13 protein-coding genes are annotated in these 17,628 nt (G+C 39.5%); 4 read left to right on the top strand and 9 right to left on the bottom strand.

Translation table 11 applies throughout. The features are described from left to right. Nucleotides 1-33: 33 nt before the first annotated feature. From fumC to BLQ18_RS12945, 8 genes are all read right to left on the bottom strand, one after another. Entirely contained in the window at nucleotides 34-1,431 is a 1,398-nt protein-coding gene (gene fumC / locus BLQ18_RS12985; protein ID WP_090296999.1) for a class II fumarate hydratase, read from the bottom strand. Nucleotides 1,432-1,911: 480 nt separating this feature from the next. After that, nucleotides 1,912-4,398 carry a TonB-dependent receptor gene (locus BLQ18_RS12975; RefSeq protein WP_090296990.1) on the bottom strand — a complete coding sequence of 829 codons (2,487 nt, stop codon included), beginning with the start codon at nucleotides 4,396-4,398 and terminating at the stop codon, nucleotides 1,912-1,914. 101 nt (nucleotides 4,399-4,499) lie between these two features. Then, the gene (locus BLQ18_RS12970; protein WP_090296985.1) at nucleotides 4,500-4,979 is read right to left on the bottom strand and encodes a hypothetical protein; all 480 of its coding nucleotides are present in this window, start codon (nucleotides 4,977-4,979) and stop codon (nucleotides 4,500-4,502) included. Between the two features lie 67 nt (nucleotides 4,980-5,046). After that, nucleotides 5,047-5,388 carry an arsenate reductase (glutaredoxin) gene (gene arsC / locus BLQ18_RS12965; RefSeq protein ID WP_090296982.1) on the bottom strand — a complete coding sequence of 114 codons (342 nt, stop codon included), beginning with the start codon at nucleotides 5,386-5,388 and terminating at the stop codon, nucleotides 5,047-5,049. Nucleotides 5,389-5,416: 28 nt separating this feature from the next. After that, a protein-coding gene (gene prfB / locus BLQ18_RS12960; RefSeq protein ID WP_139150398.1) for a peptide chain release factor 2 occupies nucleotides 5,417-6,512 on the bottom strand; the annotation gives its coding sequence in 2 pieces (ribosomal slippage) (nucleotides 5,417-6,448 and nucleotides 6,450-6,512; 1,095 coding nt in all). A gap of 53 nt (nucleotides 6,513-6,565) precedes the next feature. Next, entirely contained in the window at nucleotides 6,566-7,432 is an 867-nt protein-coding gene (locus BLQ18_RS12955) for a transglutaminase-like domain-containing protein (RefSeq protein ID WP_090296979.1), read from the bottom strand. Between the two features lie 39 nt (nucleotides 7,433-7,471). Then, nucleotides 7,472-8,419 carry an alpha-E domain-containing protein gene (locus BLQ18_RS12950; protein ID WP_090296975.1) on the bottom strand — a complete coding sequence of 316 codons (948 nt, stop codon included), beginning with the start codon at nucleotides 8,417-8,419 and terminating at the stop codon, nucleotides 7,472-7,474. A 4-nt stretch (nucleotides 8,420-8,423) separates the two neighbouring features. Continuing rightward, on the bottom strand, nucleotides 8,424-9,890 hold the full coding sequence (locus tag BLQ18_RS12945; protein ID WP_090296971.1) for a circularly permuted type 2 ATP-grasp protein: 1,467 nt from the start codon (nucleotides 9,888-9,890) through the stop codon (nucleotides 8,424-8,426). A 196-nt stretch (nucleotides 9,891-10,086) separates the two neighbouring features. Here BLQ18_RS12945 and BLQ18_RS12940 point away from each other — a divergent pair, with 196 nt between their 5' ends. Beyond that, nucleotides 10,087-12,489 (top strand): zinc-dependent metalloprotease, encoded by a 2,403-nt coding sequence (locus BLQ18_RS12940; protein WP_090296966.1) that lies wholly within the window; start codon nucleotides 10,087-10,089, stop codon nucleotides 12,487-12,489. A gap of 111 nt (nucleotides 12,490-12,600) precedes the next feature. After that, complete coding sequence (locus tag BLQ18_RS12935) at nucleotides 12,601-13,626, top strand: threonine aldolase family protein (protein ID WP_090296963.1); 1,026 nt, start codon at nucleotides 12,601-12,603, stop codon at nucleotides 13,624-13,626. Between the two features lie 363 nt (nucleotides 13,627-13,989). On the opposite strand, the gene BLQ18_RS12930 is transcribed toward BLQ18_RS12935, so the two are convergent. Further along, a complete protein-coding gene (locus tag BLQ18_RS12930) occupies nucleotides 13,990-14,316 on the bottom strand; it encodes a YbaB/EbfC family nucleoid-associated protein (protein WP_090296959.1) in 327 nt (108 codons plus the stop codon). Nucleotides 14,317-14,375: 59 nt separating this feature from the next. Here BLQ18_RS12930 and BLQ18_RS12925 point away from each other — a divergent pair, with 59 nt between their 5' ends. Next, entirely contained in the window at nucleotides 14,376-16,514 is a 2,139-nt protein-coding gene (locus BLQ18_RS12925; protein WP_090296955.1) for a S9 family peptidase, read from the top strand. Between the two features lie 73 nt (nucleotides 16,515-16,587). Further along, nucleotides 16,588-17,628, top strand: coding sequence for a cysteate synthase (locus tag BLQ18_RS12920; protein ID WP_090296951.1), 1,041 nt, complete (start codon nucleotides 16,588-16,590; stop codon nucleotides 17,626-17,628).

Below are 17,628 nucleotides of genomic sequence, written 5' to 3'. Positions count from 1 at the left end.
GGCCTTTTTTATTCAATTGGTTCGGTTTAAAATTTATTTTAAACTTCCCACCATATCTTCAGGTTTTACCCATTCGTCATATTCCTCGGGAGTAACATAACCAAGGGAAATGGCCTCTTCTTTTAAGGTTGTACCATTTTTATGGGCAGTGTTGGCAATTTCCGCAGCTTTGTAATATCCAATTTTGGTATTCAAGGCAGTTACCAACATCAATGAATTGTTCAATAAGGTTTTAATGATTTCGTGGTTCGGCTCAATACCAACAGCACAATTCTCATCAAAACTCACACAAGCATCCCCAATCAATTGAGCAGATTGTAGAATGTTTGCGGCCATTACGGGCTTAAATACGTTCAATTCGTAATGACCTTGTGTTCCACCAACGCTAATGGCAACATCGTTACCCATAACTTGGGCACAAACCATTGTCAAGGCTTCACATTGGGTTGGATTGACTTTTCCTGGCATAATGGAACTACCTGGTTCATTGGCTGGAATAATAATTTCTCCAATTCCTGAACGAGGACCTGAAGCCATCATACGGATATCGTTTGCAATTTTGTTTAAAGAAACAGCCAATTGCTTCAATGCACCATGACTTTCTACAATGGCATCATGGGAAGCCAAAGCTTCAAATTTATTTTCCGCAGTGATAAATGGTTTTCCTGTAAACTCGGCAATGTATTTTGCAACAAGCACATCATAACCTTTTGGTGTGTTCAGTCCAGTACCAACAGCAGTACCACCCAATGCCAATTCACTTAAATGTGATAATGTGTTTTTCAAGGCTTTTAATCCATGGTTCAATTGGGATACATAGCCCGAAAATTCTTGACCAAGGGTTAGGGGAGTAGCATCCATCAAGTGGGTTCTACCAATTTTAACCACATCTTTAAAGGCTTTGGATTTGGCCTCCAAGGTATCGCGAAGCTGTTCTACACCTGGTATGGTAACGTCCACAATTTTCTTGTAAGCCGCAATGTGCATTCCTGTTGGAAAAGTATCGTTGGACGATTGACTTTTATTCACATCATCATTGGGTTGGATGGTTTTTTCACCCTCACCTATTTTTTTACCAGCAATTTCATGGGCACGGTTTGCAATAACCTCGTTCACGTTCATATTGCTCTGGGTTCCCGAACCCGTTTGCCAGATTACCAAAGGGAATTGGTCGTCGTGTTTTCCTTCAAGAATTTCGTCGCAAACTTGGGCAATCAAATCTCTTTTTTCTACCGCTAATACACCTAATTCGTGATTCGCGTACGCAGCAGCTTTTTTTAGATAGGCAAAACCGTAAACCACATCCAATGGCATGGATGCAGGTGCACCTATTTTAAAGTTGTTTCGGGAGCGTTCAGTTTGGGCGCCCCAGTATTTATCCGCGGGCACTTTTACCTCGCCCATGGTGTCTTTTTCTATCCTAAAGCTCATAGTTAAAATATTATACTTACAAAGGTAGGGGTTAGGGCTTTTAAATGGTAGTGGAATAGGATAATTACACTTTTTTTTGAGCTAGGATTTGTTTTTTTTCCGAATAAGAAAGTATCTTTGTTGAAACAAAAGGATAAAAGATGTTCGATTTTGACCAATATTTAGGTTTTTTAGCTTTTTTAACAATTTTAACCATCGGATTTTGGTTGATGATTTTCTTGTTGACCTTTGTAGTACCTTACTGGTTGATTGGTAACCTTAGGGAAATGTTTAAAGAAAGAAAAGAGGCTAAACAAGCCCAACTAGAAGAATAAAAAAAGAAGCCGTTTGGCTTCTTTTTTGTTTTGGACCTTTTCGTATTTGAAATTATTTCAAATTTGATCAGGTTATTTTTTTGACGATATTTTAAACGCATAAAAAAAAGGAAGCCTTTCGGTCTTCCTTTTTTCATTATAGAGAGGTTGGTTGGTTTCTAATTTTCTATCCTTCAAATTGTCTTTCCTCTTCTCCATCATCTTGCCCAGGACCGCGTCGGTTGTTACGCTCTTTGGGTTGGTTGAATCGGTAAATGAATGACAAGTTAGCCTGTCTTTTTCTCCATTGGAACTCACTGTCCGTGGTAAATGTAGGTGTTTGTGTAAACGACTGACGTTTTCTGGAGTTGAATACATCACTAACATTTAAAGAAAGTGTGGCTTTATCTTTAAACAAGTCCTTGCTCAATGCCAAATTTAAAGAGAACATAGCTTTGCTCTCGGTTTGGGCATTCTGACGAGGGCCCATAAAGAAAGAGTTGGCCTGCAATTCGATTTTTGCTGGAAGTGTGAACTTGTTGCTCATTCTAGAGAAAAAGCTAGAGTTGGACGTTCCGTAATCGATACCATTAAATTCACCATCAGAAGTGAAGGTAAAGAAGTTGACACTTCCGTTCATTCTCCACCATTTGAAGGGACTATAAATAATTCCTGCTTCAGCACCTATTCGCTCATTAGTGGAAAGGTTGATGGGTACTGAACGGATGATTTGAATACCATCTGAAGTAAATGACCCTGTTTCTTCCGTAATAAATTCAAAAGATTGTGTTTCTCTTTGATAATACACTGAGGATGTTAAGGTTAACTTCTTCCATCGTTTCATATACCCCACATCAAAGGCATCTGCATAAGCAGGATCTAAGTCTGGGTTACCTTGAAACACATTGGTTCTACTTGATCTAGAAGGGAATGGATTAATGAACCATCCTCTAGGTCTGTTGATTCTACGGTTATAACCTACCGAAATATTTTGTGTCTCGGAAAGTTCATAGATCAAGTTCACTGTTGGGAAAAGACCTAGGTAGTTTTTATCAAAATTAAGGTCCACATCTTCACCGACTAGCTCTTCCAAAACTGAAGTATCTACATCGGAATCTACATTACCCTTCATTACGGTATTCTCTAATCGCAATCCTAACAATACAGAGATCTTACCATATTTGTTACCGTATTGGGTGTACAATGCATTTACATTTTCATGGTAAGTGAAAATATTGGTCAAATCCCTATTGGTTTCAAAGTTTCCTGAACCTTGATTTAAGGTATCCAACTGGTAATCATTTACTTCCTTTTGGAAATTACCACGGTAACCTGCTTCAAATTGAGCATCACCCATGGGCAACACATAGTCAATCTGGGTTAAAAACTCATCTTCAGTTTGTATTTCGTATATATTCTCTAAGGCAATTAAGCTATCACTAGGAATAAACTGATCTTCGCGAATTCCAGTTAAAACATCTTCCGTGTTGGTTGAATACTGGAAATCTGCTGTCAATTTGTGACCGTCATCATTGATATTGTTGGTATAATTGAATGAGTATTGGGTACTACGGTCTTTTTCACCCTGTTCCTCAGTTCTAAGGGTACGACTGCTCAAACTTCCATCATTAAAACGTTGATTGTTGTTTTCAGTAATATCGTTCCCATCGGACCATCTGTAAAAAACACTACCAGTAATGGAAGATTTATCAGTTAAGAAATATTCCATTCCAAGGTTGATGTTGAACCCGTCGTTGTTTCTGGTAATATCCCTGTCCTCCAAAATTCTATCGAAAGCACTGGCATCAGACAAATAACGGTTATCGTTAAAACCACCTCCTGGAGATTCTCTGTGGAAATATCCAAGGGTGTTAAAGATGTTGAACTTTTCGGTACGAATGTTCAAGTTGGTTGTAGCTCTTGCGTTAAAAGGAATACCAACGGTTGTGTTGATAGATCCATTGATACCCAATGTCTTTTCCTTTTTAAGAACAATGTTCAAAATACCCGCGGTTCCTTCAGCATCATATCTAGCAGATGGACTGGTAATTACCTCTACTTTTTCAATTGCATCTGCAGGTAGTTGCTGTAAAATATCGGTAGAACCAAAACCTGCTAGGGCAGAAGGTTTACCGTTGATAAGAATCCGTACATTGTCGTTTCCTCTAAGGCTGATGGCGCCCTCTACATCTACAGATACAGAAGGAATATTACTCAAGGCATCACTTACGTTACCACCGCTGGTGGTGATGTCTTTTCCAATATTATATACTTTTTTGTCCAAACGAACCTCTACGGTGGTTTTTTCTCCAACCACTTCTACTTCGGCTAATTGGGCAACATCAGGTGATAAACTGATACTTCCAAGATTAGTGTCGGAAGTAAGAGCTTTACCGTTTAAAGAATAAGTTTTATATGAAATAAATTCTACACGAATATTGTAGGTTCCTGGTGCGGTTTCAATTTCGAAATTACCATCCAAATCGGTGATTCCCCCTGTAACACTATTGGGGTCATCAGCTTTTTGAAGAACAAAAGTGGCATATTCCAGTGGTTGACCAGAATCGGAATCCATTACTTTTCCAGTAACGGTTATGGGTTTTTGCTTCTGCTGTGCCTGACCTTGAAAAACAAATGCGGACATCAACAGTAAAGGAATTATAATCCTGTACATAGTTTGATTTTAGTTCCGCAAAATTGTCTGGAATAAAAGAAGGCACGAAATTAATCTCTATCAACAACGGATTTGTGCCTGCGAATGACCTTAAAGAATTGTTAATCTTTTTTGTTCTTCTTTTTTCGCTTCTTTTTCACCTTAAACTGGTTATTTTGGAGCTCAACATAGGCTTCATACTTTTCAGGAGGGAGACCAGCTTTAAGTTCTTCGTCTTGTCTTTTCTGAATTTTTTCTACCTCTTCCTTCATTTTCAAAGGTTCCAATTCCAAAATGGAAAGTTCAATACGTTGTTGTACCGATTTGGTCAATGAGGTTTTAACAATGGCCTCCTCAAACGGATCCAATCCCAATGCTTCAGTAATGGAGGGCATTTGTGACTCCACAATTTCTTCGGCAGTAGGAGGGGTTTCCTTTTTATCTGTTTCAACGGGTCCAGCCTGAGGAACATAGCTGCGTCCCCTGCCATACATGCCTCCATAACCGTAGGGTGAACCATAGCCGTATTGGGCAGAAACTTCGTTAATGGCAAAAAATCCAAGACAAAGGGATAAAAACAAAAGGGACTGAATGCTTTTCATGCGATAAATATAAGATTTAGGAATTAATCTATTGAAGAACCTTTGTTAAAATAACTGATTATCAGAATTATAATATACTCTTGATTTGCTCTGGTGGTCTACCCACAATCGCTTTGGAACCATTAACTACAATGGGGCGTTCAATGAGTTTTGGATGCTCGACCATGGCGGAAATCACCTCGTCATCTGACAAGGTTTTGCCCTTATAATTTTCCTTCCAGACAGCTTCATTTTTGCGCACCAAATCCAAAGGTGAAATACCTAATTTTTCAATCAAGATCGATAGTTCTTCTTTGGAGGGAACATCATCCAAATACTTTACAATTTCAAAATCCTGACCAGATTCTTCTACAATTTGCAATCCTTCTCTAGACTTTCTACAACGCGGATTATGATAAATTTTAATCATGATTTTTTAATTTTCTGATATCTGAATTCTATTCCTCTTTTTGCCCCATCATCATCAAATAGGCCTTTAAAAAGGCATCCAAATCGCCGTCCATAACCGCATCCACATTTCCTGTTTCTTCAGCTGTACGTACATCTTTTACTAATTTATAAGGATGCATCACATAATTTCGAATTTGAGATCCCCATTCAATTTTCATTTTGGATGATTCAATTTCGGCACGGGCTTCCTGTTTTTTTCGAAGTTCAATTTCGTACAACTGCGATTTCAACATTTTCATAGCTGTAGCCCTATTATCATGCTGTGATCTTGAATCCGAACAAGAAATTTGTATCCCTGATGGCTTATGCACCAATTGCACTTTGGTTTCCACCTTATTTACATTTTGTCCACCTGCACCGCTAGAACGTGCTGTAGTGATCTCAATATCGGATGGATTTATATCGATTTCTATGGTGTCATCTACTAAGGGATACACATAAACGGATGCAAAAGAGGTGTGTCTTTTGGCATTGCTGTCAAAAGGGGAGATGCGCACCAAACGATGCACCCCATTTTCACCTTTCAGCCAACCAAAAGCATATTCGCCATCAATTTCCAAGGTAACTGTTTTTATGCCTGCTACATCACCTTCTTGATAGTTAAGCTCTTTGATTTTATACCCATTCTTTTCGGCCCACATCATGTACATACGCATGAGCATGGAGGCCCAATCACAACTTTCGGTACCACCTGCGCCAGCAGTAATCTGAAGTACAGCAGTTAGTTCATCACCTTCTTCGGAAAGCATGTTCTTGAACTCCAATTTTTCAATGGCAGCAAGGGATTTTTCCAACTGTTTGGTGACTTCTTCTTCGGAAACCTCACCAGCTTGTTGAAATTCCAATAAAACTTCAAGGTCACCAACCAAATTGGTGGCTTCCTCAAAATCTTCTACCCATTTCTTTTTGGATTTTATGGACTGCATTTGTTTTTGGGCTTCTTGTGGGTTGTCCCAAAAACCAGGTTCGAGGGTCTTTTCTTCCTCGTTTTCTATTTCGATGAGTTTGGCATCAATGTCAAAGATACCTCCTTAACGCACCAAGGCGCTCAATAAGATCTTTTTGCTGATCTGTAGTTACCATGTATTTAATTTTCGGTCAAAAATAAGTTTCTTTTGGCATATAACCTTGCAAAATTATTGCTGCTGTTGTTGCTGTGCCGCTTTTACCATTACGGTGTATTTGGTTTCGTTTTTACCTTGCGTGTACACTACACCTTTAAGTGGGGCACAATCGGTATAATCCTTTCCGTGGCATACCTTAATATGGTTGTGGTTGGCCAATAGGTTGTTGGTTGGGTCAAACCCAATCCAGCCTACATTGGGCACAAAAGCTTCGGCCCAGGCATGCATTTGTGAATCTCCAAAAAAGCCGTTACCTTGGTGTAAATATCCTGAAACGTAACGCGTTGGCACGCCATGATGCTTGGCTATGGCACAAAACAAATGGGTGAAATCTTGACAAACGCCATGTCTGTTTTCAATGATTTCATCCAGTGATGTGTTTACGTCGGTCACCCCTGTTTTAAAATATAAATGTCCAAACGCCCAAGTGTTCAACTCGGTTAAATTTTGGAAAATGGACAATTCATCTTTAAAGGTGTAAATGTTGCTGTGGTGCTCTTTAAGAATGGTGAATTTTGTTTTTCGTAAATAAGGCTCGTTGTCGGTCTTAAATTCGATGCTATTTAGTAAAGCTCTTTCTTCAGCAACATCCAAGGGTAAATCAAAATCATAGGGATTGATTTCTTTTTTGGTAAGCTTAAAATGGGCATTGAACTTTATATGGTCTATAATTCTGTTTGCACGAACCTGCACCGTGGTAAAGCCCAAACCATTGATGGAAACACTGTTTTTTTCTCCTAGATCATTTTCAAAATGCCAATAGGTAAGTTCCTGTGTTTCATTCTCTTCTGGAATAACAAGGAACTGCCAAAAAGCAGCATCCAACCCTTTTTCATACGAATTCTGGGTATCGTAATCTATTTCATAATCGTACAACATTCACCGCATTTAAAATCGGGCCAATTTAATTAAATTCGACTAGTAGTGGAAGAATTCTTTCTCCATGTTCTCGCTAATTTTGAACATTTTGTTAAGAATGTTGTTTAAGTTGCCCTGAATGTCTTCTTGTATTTCTTCTATTAATTTAAACTCATATTCTGCACGTATTTTCCCAACCTGAAACGCAGTGGATGCTTTGGCATATTCCACTTTTTTGTCCAACACCAAAATATGTTTGTACACTTGGTTGATGCAGTTCATAAAGGAACGTGGACAGTTCGGATTGAGCAATAAAAACTCTAAAGTAGAGGTGCTATTTGGTGATTTTTTATACAAGCGGCGCATCATGTCGTACGATTCGGCACATTTTAGCAGGGTGCTCCATTCGTAACTGTTGCCAATGGGGTCACCATAACTTCCTTGGGCCATCAAGGCATCGTTGAACTTTGTATTTACGATTCTAGTTATCTGAATTGCCCGCTCTATGTTCACGCCTAACATAATGATGGCATAAACTTCATCATGTAACAGAGTACCCCTAATTTTACCGCGAAGCACGGCCGTCATCTCCGTTACATTAACCGTAAAATCGTATAAGTTGGTTTTCATGTAAGTCTCTGACGGATAATCTATCACAAAGTGATAAAACTTGTTCAGAGCTTCAAAAAGTTCCGTGGAAATCAAATCCCGAGAACTACTGGCATTCTCACGAGCCAATTTAATACTGCTTAAAACAGAATAGAATTTATCCTTGTTCAAACCGATATCGTATAAAACTTCTTCTTCATTCAATTCAATGGAATCGTCCATAACGGGGTCGCCCACCATAAAAAGCATGGATCGTAATACAAATTGTCGTGATTGTGAAAGTTGATGCGGCGCATCGAGGGATGAGAAATAATTCACGTTCATAAAACGAGCAATATGTTCTGCACGTTCAATATATCTACCCATCCAAAATAGGTTGTTGGCTACTCTTGCAAGCATAAAATTATTCTTTTAGTACCCAGGTGTCCTTGGAACCACCGCCTTGGGATGAGTTTACAATAAGATTTCCTTCTTTTAATGCGACCCGTGTTAATCCACCTTTCAACACAAATTGTTCGTCTTTACCCAGCACAGTGAAAGTCCTAAGGTCGATATGGCGTTGCTCAAAGGATTCTTTTTGGTCTATATAGGTAGGATGAACCGAAAGTGACATAATAGGTTGGGCCACATATTTTCTTGGGGCGGCTTTTATTTCTTCCTTTACCGTGTCAATTTCAGCTTTGGTCAATCGGTTTCCAATGGAAATTCCGTAACCACCAGCCTCATCCACAGGTTTAATTACCAAGTCCTTAATATTATCCAACACATATTTAAGCTCATCAGGTCGGCTACAATGGTAAGTATGTACATTTTTTAAGATGGGCTCTTCGTTCAAATAATACTTTATAATGTCTGGCATGTAGGTATAAATGGCCTTATCATCAGCAACTCCAGTTCCAGGCGCATTGGCGATGGTCACGTTTCCTTTTTTATAGGCAGCGAACAATCCAGGTACGCCGAGAGTAGAATCAGGATGAAATTCCATAGGATCAATGAACAAATCATCTATTCTACGGTAAACTACATCCACCCGAACTGGACCTTGGGTGGTTTTCATGTACACAAAATCGTTCTCGACAAAAAGATCACGTCCTTCCACCAATTCAACACCCATGGCCTTCGCTAAATAGGAATGCTCATAATAGGCGGAATTGAACCTACCTGGAGTAATTACTACACAAACGGGAGTGTCTACGCCCTGTGGTTTCGCAGTTTCCAGAAGATTCAACAAGTTTTCTGCATAGTTGGTAACGCTATAGGTTTTGTAATGGTTAAAAACGCCAAACAATGCCCTTTTTAGAGCTGTTCGGTTACAGATAACATAGCTTACGCCTGAGGGACACCTAATATTATCTTCCAATACATAATAATTGCCATCGGAATGTTTAATAATATCGGTCCCAGAAATATGGTTGTATATTCCATTCGGTGGGTCAACACCCATCATTTGATGCAGATAGTTAGGAGAGGAGCTCAAAAGTTCCAAGGGCACAATTTTATCCTTTACAATCTTCTTTTCGTGGTACACATCCCATAGAAAATGATTGAGGGCAATGTTTCGTTGAATGGCCCCTTTTTCAATAATATCCCATTCTTCTTTGGAGATTATTCGAGGAAAAAGGTCAAAAGGGAAAATTTTCTCCTGACTATGCTCATCACCATACACTTGAAATGTGATTCCTTGGTTGAAAAATGAGGATTTTGCCTTGGTATTCAAGTTTACGTAGTCCTCAATGGTTCTAGACCCATAAAGATCTAAAAGCTTCTGGTACACAGATTTAACATCGCCATTGTTTTTGAAAACTTCGTCAAAAAGGCCGTCCTTTTTGGTATAGCTGGAGAAGATGGATTTGTCGATTGGTGGGCCCATATTTGTTTTTCCTTAAAATATGGAATTTCAACGGCTTATGAAATGAACATCACAAAAAAATTAAGCCTTCAAAAAACAAACCCCATAAAAATATTCATGCAATTTTATCAAATTGAACAATAGTTTGAATGTCTATTAGAAAACTAATTTTTTAAAATGATTTCCATAATTTAGGGGGCAATATTTCAACCAAATTATGAAGAATTCAGTATCCCTCTTATCCCTTTTTTTAATGGCCTGTTTGGGTCTGGGAGCCCAAACTTTTGAGAAAACAAAAGATTTCCAAAAATTCAGCGGCTATTTCAACTTTTTCTATGACGATAGCACCGACAAAATTTATTTGCAGGTAGATGACCTTGAAAAGGAATTCCTGTATGTGTATGCTCTAAGTAGTGGTGTAGGAAGTAACGATCTTGGTCTGGACCGTGGTCAGTTAGGAAATGAGCAAGTCGTTTTTTTTAGAAAAGCGGGCACCAAATTATTATTGATTCAACCCAATTTGACGTTTAGAGCCATCACAGACAATGATTTGGAACGTAAAGCTGTAGAGCAGGCGTTTGCCAAATCAGTTTTGGAAGGTTTTAAAATCGAGGAAGAATCCGACGGAAGCTACCTAATCGATTTCACCGATTTCTTGATGCGCGATGCACATGGAGTTTCCAACCGTTTAAAAATGAGAAAGCAAGGCTCGTACAATTTGGACAAATCCAAAAGTGCATGGGCATTTGACAGAACCAAGGCATTTCCTAAAAATGTGGAGTTTGATGTAACCTTAACCTTTAAAGGTGACCCTCAAGGGTATTTTATCAGATCTGTGACACCAACTCCAGGTTTGGTGACTGTTGCACAGCATCATTCTTTAATAGCATTGCCCGAATATGAATTTGAAAAGCGGGATTTTGACCCAAGAAGTGGCGGTTATCCTTTTTCGTATTACGATTATGCAACTCCAGTGCAAGAATCTCTCATTAAAAGGTCAACAAGGAGACATCACTTGGAAAAGAAAGACCCTAATGCAGCCGTAAGTGAAGCTGTGGAGCCAATTATTTATTATTTGGATAACGGAACACCAGAACCCATCCGTTCCGCTTTGTTGGATGGTGGTAAATGGTGGAACCAAGCTTTTGAAGCTGCTGGTTACAAAGATGCTTTTCAAATGAAAATGTTGCCAGACGATGCAGATCCATTGGATGTTCGTTATAATGTAGTGCAATGGGTGCACCGTTCCACAAGAGGTTGGAGCTACGGTAGCAGTGTTGTTGACCCTAGAACTGGTGAAATCCTAAAAGGACACGTTAGTTTGGGAAGTCTTCGAATCCGTCAAGATTTCTTGATTGCCCAAGCTTTGATGAACAAGCCATTTGAAGAAAGAGACGACAATTACGAACCGATGTTGGAAATGGCATTGGCTAGAATCCGTCAGCTTTCCGCACACGAAATTGGCCATACTTTAGGGTTTACACACAACTTTGCAGCAAGCACCAACAATCGTGCTTCCGTAATGGATTATCCACACCCACAATTTGAGTTGGATGGTGATGATATTAGTTTCGCCAATGCATACGATACTGGAATCGGGGAATGGGATAAAGTCATAGTAAAATATGCTTATACCGATTTTCCTGAGGGTACTGATGAGAAAGCAGCATTGAATGCCATCTTAAAAGAAGCTCAGGATGCAGGATTGCGTTATATTTCCGATCAAGATGCAAGACCACAAGGTGGTGCGCACTATTTGGCGCATTTGTGGGATAATGGCAAGAGTGCTAGTGAAGAATTGGACGCTATGTTGGCCATCAGAAAACAAGCTATCGACAATTTTTCTATTGATAACATAAAAACTGGTGAGCCGTATTCAGTTTTGGAAGATGTGTTTGTACCCATTTACTTTTTCCATAGATACCAAACCGAAGCTGTTTCTAAAATAGTTGGTGGTTTGGATTATAATTATGCCGTAAAAGATGGAGGTCAAACCCCAGTTGAAATGGTAAGCAAAGCTGTTCAGGAAGATGCCATGGAGGCTATTCTAAAAACATTGGATGCTTCCGTAATTGCCATTCCAAAGGATAAATTAGCCTTGTTCCCACCAAGAGCTATTGGTTTTAACCGTACCAGAGAGTCCATCAACAGCAGAACAGGAGTAAGTTTTGATGCACTAGCAGCTACTGAAACTTCTGCAGATATGACCTTGGGTCTTTTATTGCACCCTCAGCGTGCTTCCCGATTGATTCAGCAAAAGAGTTTGGATAAAAACAACTTGGGTCTTGAAGAAGTATTGGATGAAGTTATCGATGGGACAATAGGATCCAGCCATAAAGATGCTTACGAAGCGGAAGTACAGAATACCATTAACTATAGAGTGTTGTACCACATCATGAACTTGGCTGCTCACAACGAAGTGCACCCTCAAGTAAATGCGATTGCGAACCAAACATTGGGTGAATTGAAAGCCCAATTGTTGAGCAGTGGAAAAAGTGCTACTGCTTCTGAAATGGTACGTAGAATAGATGCTTTTGCAAAAGAGCCTTCAGAATTTAAATTGATTCCTGTAGAGAAAATCCCTGATGGATCACCGATCGGGATGGACTGCATGGATTAAAAAATTCAAGAACAAGTTCAAGAGTCAATTGTGATTCAATGAAAAGAGTATGAAATCTTGATAATAAAATAAGGTATTGTATTTGGACTTTATTTTTGAATTTGAACTTTTATGATAATTAATCTTATAAGTGATACAGTCACAAGGCCTTCAGCAGGAATGTTGGAGGCCATGATGGCTGCTAAGGTTGGGGACGATGTTTTTAAAAACGACCCGACCGTTAATGCTTTGGAGGCTAAAGTGGCCGACTATTTTGGGATGGAAGCTGCTTTATTTTTTCCAAGCGGCACCATGACCAACCAAACGGCAATTAAAATCCATACCCAACCAGGAGACCAGTTGATCTGCGACAAATACGCCCATATTTATAATTATGAGGGTGGTGGCGTAAGTTTCAACAGTGGCGTTTCCTGTAAATTGGTAGATGGAGAGCGAGGCATGATGACCGCAAAACAAGTGGAAGCCTCCATAAACCCACCTGATTTTTACCATAGTCCTTTAACTACTTTGGTGTGTATCGAAAATACCACTAATAAAGGCGGAGGAGCTTGCTGGGATTTTGAAGAATTGAAGAAAATCCGAAAGGTTTGTGACGAACACCATTTAAAATATCATTTGGATGGCGCTCGTTTGTGGAACGCCCTGGTAAAAAAAGGGGAGGACCCAAAAGCATACGGTCAATTGTTTGATACAATCAGTGTTTGCTTAAGCAAAGGAATGGGTTGCCCTGTGGGTTCCGTTTTATTGGGAAGCAAAGCTGATATCGATAAAGCACTTCGAATCCGAAAAGTATTTGGTGGAGGTATGCGACAGTCTGGATTTTTGGCTGCGGCTGGAATTTACGCCTTGGCAAACAATATCGAGCGATTAGCAGAAGATCATAAAAAAGCAGAAGAAATAGGGGAGCTTTTGGGTTCGTTGGATTTCATTAAAAAAGTAGAACCGATTGAAACCAATATCATCATTTTTGAGATTGATGAAGAAAAAATGTCATCCGAGGAATTCTTGGCCCAGTTGACGCAAAACAAAGTTTCCATCATTGGAATGGGGCAAGGAAAATTGCGCATAGTTACGCATTTGGACTACACCGACGAAATGCATGCCCATTTTTTGAAAATCCTAAAAACTATTGGATGATTTGTCATTTCGGGCGAAGTCTAGAAGTCATTGGGTCTCGACTGCGCTCGACCTGACAATTTAAGTTCAAGTATCAAGCTCAAGAGCATCTAAAAATCCAACAATCCAAAAATCTAGATATCCGAACCGTTCTCGATACATTCCGAAATGCTTTCGGAACACTCGAACTGACAATTTAAGTTCATGTATCAAACTCAAGTTCAATATCATTTAAAATCTTGCAATCCAAGAATCTAGTAATCCAGCTATTCGAACTCGTTCTCGATACATTCAGAAACGCTTTCAGAACACTCGAACTGACGACAGATTTCAGATTTCAGACCTCTGACTACTGATAACTGATTACTATATACTAACTGCTATCTACTTCATAAAAGCATCCATCCCAGGAATATTGGGCATGCCTTCTTTGGCAACAGCGGCCAATTCAACTTCGTTGATTTTAGTTGCTTTTTCGATAGCTTTATTGAGGGTTAAAATCAAGTAATCTTCCAATTGTTCTTTGTCTTCCAACAACGAATCATCAATGGAGATAGACTTAATTTCCCGATTCGCAGTCAAGGTCACTTTTAATTTGCCATCCGAAGATTGTTCATCTACCATAACCGTGTTCAATCGTTCTTTTGTGGCTTCCACTTTTTTCTGGGCTTCTTTTAGTTTGCCCATCATTCCCATTAAATCTCCAAACATAGGTTCAATTTTAATTCATTGTAAGCCCAAAAGTAGTAAATTGGCTAAAACACTAACCAATGAAACAGTACATTCCAAAGGTATTTATTCTGGGATTATGCCTTATTTTTGCAAGCTCTTGTAAAAACAGTAAAGAAGAATCCATGAGTTTAACTCCCCCTGTGGCCCCAAAACATCCGACCAAACTAGAAAAGCACGGTGATGTTCGTATCGATGACTATTATTGGATGAACAATCGGGAGGACCAACAAGTTTTGGATTACTTGAATGCCGAGAACGAGTATTACCAAAAAATGACGGCCCATACCCAAGCTTTTCAAGAAGAGCTTTTTAAGGAAATGAAGGCCAGAATTAAAGAGGACGATTCTTCTGTACCCTACAAAATGGATGGTTACTGGTATATTACCCGATACGAAGAGGGGAAAGAATATCCCATCTATTCTAGAAAAAAGGAATCTTTGGATGCCGAAGAGGAATTGTTGTTTGACTGTAATGTGATGGCCGAGGGTCATGAATTCTTCAATTTAAGGGGTGTTTCTGTAAGTCCAGATAATACCATGGCCACTTTTGGAACCGATACCATTTCCAGAAGACAATACAATATTCAGGTGAAGAATTTGGATACAGGTGAAATTTATCCTGACATTATCGAGAACACCACGGGAAGCTCTGTTTGGGCCAACGACAATAAAACTTTGTTCTATACCAAAAAAGACCCAGTTACGCTTCGTTCCGATCGTATTTTCAAGCATGTTTTGGGAACTTCCTCCGATGAGGACGAGTTGGTATTTCACGAAAAAGATTCTACCTACAACACATTTGTTTACAAGACCAAATCAAGAAAATTCATTGTTATTGGTTCAGGAAGTACATTGACCACTGAATTTCGTTTTTTAAATGCAGATGATCCAACGGGTGATTTTACCATTTTCTCACCAAGGGAAAAAGGGGTGGAGTATTCCATTTCGCATTACGATGGCAACTTTTATGTCTTGACTAATAAAGACAAAGCCACCAACTTTAAGTTGATGATCACGGATGAGGACAATACCACCTCCGACAACTGGAAAGAATTCATTCCACACCGAGAAGACGTTTTGTTGGAAGATATTGAGATTTTTAAAGACTATTATGTGCTTTCAGAGCGTGATAATGGCCTCAACAAGATGAAAATCTCCAAATGGGATGGTTCCGATAGCTATTATTTGCCTTTTGATAGCGAAACTTACGTAGCGGGCCCATCAACCAACCTAGATTTTGATACCAAAGAACTCCGCTATTATTACAATGAAATGGGGGCTCCGTATTCCATTATCGATTTTAATATGGAAACTCAGGAGAAAACCGTCAAAAAGGAACAAGAAGTTCTTGGCGGCACCTTTGATAAAAACAATTACAAAACAGAACGTCTTTGGGCCACGGCTAGAGATGGGGTAAAAGTGCCTATTTCTTTGGTTTATCATAAAGACACGCCTTTAGATGGTACGAGTCCGTTGTTGCAGTACGGTTATGGTTCCTACGGCGCAACTATCGACCCTTATTTCTCATCCATTCGTTTGAGTTTGTTGGATAGGGGATTTGTATATGCCATTGCGCATATAAGAGGAGGGGAGTACTTGGGAAGACCTTGGTACGAAGATGGAAAACTCTTCACCAAAAAGAACACGTTTACCGATTTTATCGATGTTTCCAAGTTTTTGATTGACTCCAACTACTCAAGTCCAGAGCATTTGTACGCCATGGGCGGTTCCGCTGGTGGACTTTTGATGGGAGCCGTGATCAATATGGCTCCAGAGCTGTATCACGGCGTTATTGCAGGAGTACCTTTTGTGGATGTGGTCACTACCATGTTGGACGATACCATTCCACTTACTACTGGAGAGTATGACGAATGGGGGAATCCAAATGAGAAAGAATATTACGATTACATCAAAAGCTATTCTCCATACGATAATGTGGAGGCCAAAGCTTATCCTAATATGTACGTTTCCACTGGTTTGCACGATTCGCAAGTGCAGTATTGGGAACCTGCTAAATGGGTGGCCAAATTAAGAGAATACAAAACTGACGATAATCTTTTGTTTTTAGATACCAACATGGATGCTGGACACGGTGGCGCTTCTGGCCGATTCGAAGCTTTGAAGGAAACCGCAAAGGAGTACGCATTCATTTTAGATCTTGAAGGAAAAGTCAATTAAAAAATAAAATATTACATTTGCAGCGAGTAATTTACTTATCCCCATAAGTGTTGCTCCTTACCTAATACCAGTTATGAAGAAACAGATAAATGCGCATAGCAATATCCTAGACCTAATTGGAAGTACCCCCTTAGTTAAGCTAAACAACATTACAGCCCCACTTTCTGGAAACTTCTACGCGAAATTGGAATCCTTTAATCCTGGGCACTCCGCAAAAGATAGAATTGCAAATCATATCATTGAGGAAGCCGAGCAAAAAGGTATTTTAAAACCTGGTAGTACCATTATCGAAACCACCTCGGGCAACACAGGATTTAGTCTTGCCATGGTGAGTATCGTAAAAGGTTACAAGTGTATTTTGGCAGTAAGCTCAAAATCATCTCCAGATAAGATTGACATGCTTCGTACCATGGGTGCCAAAGTTTACGTTTGTCCTGCACACGTGAGCGCCGATGATCCAAGATCGTATTACGAAGTGGCTAAAAGATTGCATAGCGAAACTCCAAATTCCATTTATATCAATCAATATTTTAACGAATTGAATATTGATGCCCACTATAAAAGCACAGGTCCTGAAATCTGGGAACAGACCAATGGACAGATTACTCATTTAGTGGCTTGTAGTGGAACAGGCGGGACTATTTCTGGAATTGCACGCTATTTAAAGGAGCAAAATCCAAATATTAAAATATTAGGGGTTGATGCCTACGGTTCTGTATTGAAAAAATACCACGAAACTGGAGAGTTCGACCACAACGAAGTATATCCCTACCGAATTGAAGGTTTGGGTAAAAACTTGATTCCAACCGCTACAGATTTTAACAGTATAGATCGTTATATCAAGGTTACCGATGGCGAAAGTGCCCACATGGCCCGTAAATTGGCGCAAACTGAGGGTATTTTTGCAGGATACACCAGTGGTGCTGCCACCCAAGCGTTGTTTCAATTGAACACGGAGGGTGAATTTACCGAAGACAGCAATGTGGTTGTGGTATTCCCAGACCATGGATCAAGATACATGAGCAAAGTGTACAGCAACGAATGGATGGAAAACCAAGGCTTTTTCGATATTCAAAACGCTGAAGTGCCCGAAAAGATTGAGTATATCAAATAA

Origin of the sequence: Flagellimonas zhangzhouensis (assembly GCF_900102925.1) — a bacterium.
In the GTDB taxonomy this organism is placed as follows: Bacteria; Bacteroidota; Bacteroidia; order Flavobacteriales; family Flavobacteriaceae; genus Flagellimonas; species Flagellimonas zhangzhouensis.
Note: the sequence above shows the minus strand (reverse complement) of the source record. Positions and strands in the feature narration are given on the sequence as shown.

Bases quoted from the DNA above. Each gene is read 5' to 3' on its own strand.
- BLQ18_RS12970 (WP_090296985.1), bottom strand. From the start codon at position 4,979: ATGAAAAGCATTCAGTCCCTTTTGTTTTTATCCCTTTGTCTTGGATTT.
- BLQ18_RS12935 (WP_090296963.1), top strand. From the start codon at position 12,601: ATGATAATTAATCTTATAAGTGATACAGTCACAAGGCCTTCAGCAGGA.
- arsC (WP_090296982.1), bottom strand. From the start codon at position 5,388: ATGATTAAAATTTATCATAATCCGCGTTGTAGAAAGTCTAGAGAAGGA.
- BLQ18_RS12955 (WP_090296979.1), bottom strand. From the start codon at position 7,432: ATGTTGTACGATTATGAAATAGATTACGATACCCAGAATTCGTATGAA.
- BLQ18_RS12950 (WP_090296975.1), bottom strand. From the start codon at position 8,419: ATGCTTGCAAGAGTAGCCAACAACCTATTTTGGATGGGTAGATATATT.
- fumC (WP_090296999.1), bottom strand. From the start codon at position 1,431: ATGAGCTTTAGGATAGAAAAAGACACCATGGGCGAGGTAAAAGTGCCC.
- BLQ18_RS12975 (WP_090296990.1), bottom strand. From the start codon at position 4,398: ATGTACAGGATTATAATTCCTTTACTGTTGATGTCCGCATTTGTTTTT.
- BLQ18_RS12930 (WP_090296959.1), bottom strand. From the start codon at position 14,316: ATGTTTGGAGATTTAATGGGAATGATGGGCAAACTAAAAGAAGCCCAG.
- BLQ18_RS12945 (WP_090296971.1), bottom strand. From the start codon at position 9,890: ATGGGCCCACCAATCGACAAATCCATCTTCTCCAGCTATACCAAAAAG.
- BLQ18_RS12925 (WP_090296955.1), top strand. From the start codon at position 14,376: ATGAAACAGTACATTCCAAAGGTATTTATTCTGGGATTATGCCTTATT.
- BLQ18_RS12920 (WP_090296951.1), top strand. From the start codon at position 16,588: ATGAAGAAACAGATAAATGCGCATAGCAATATCCTAGACCTAATTGGA.
- BLQ18_RS12940 (WP_090296966.1), top strand. From the start codon at position 10,087: ATGAAGAATTCAGTATCCCTCTTATCCCTTTTTTTAATGGCCTGTTTG.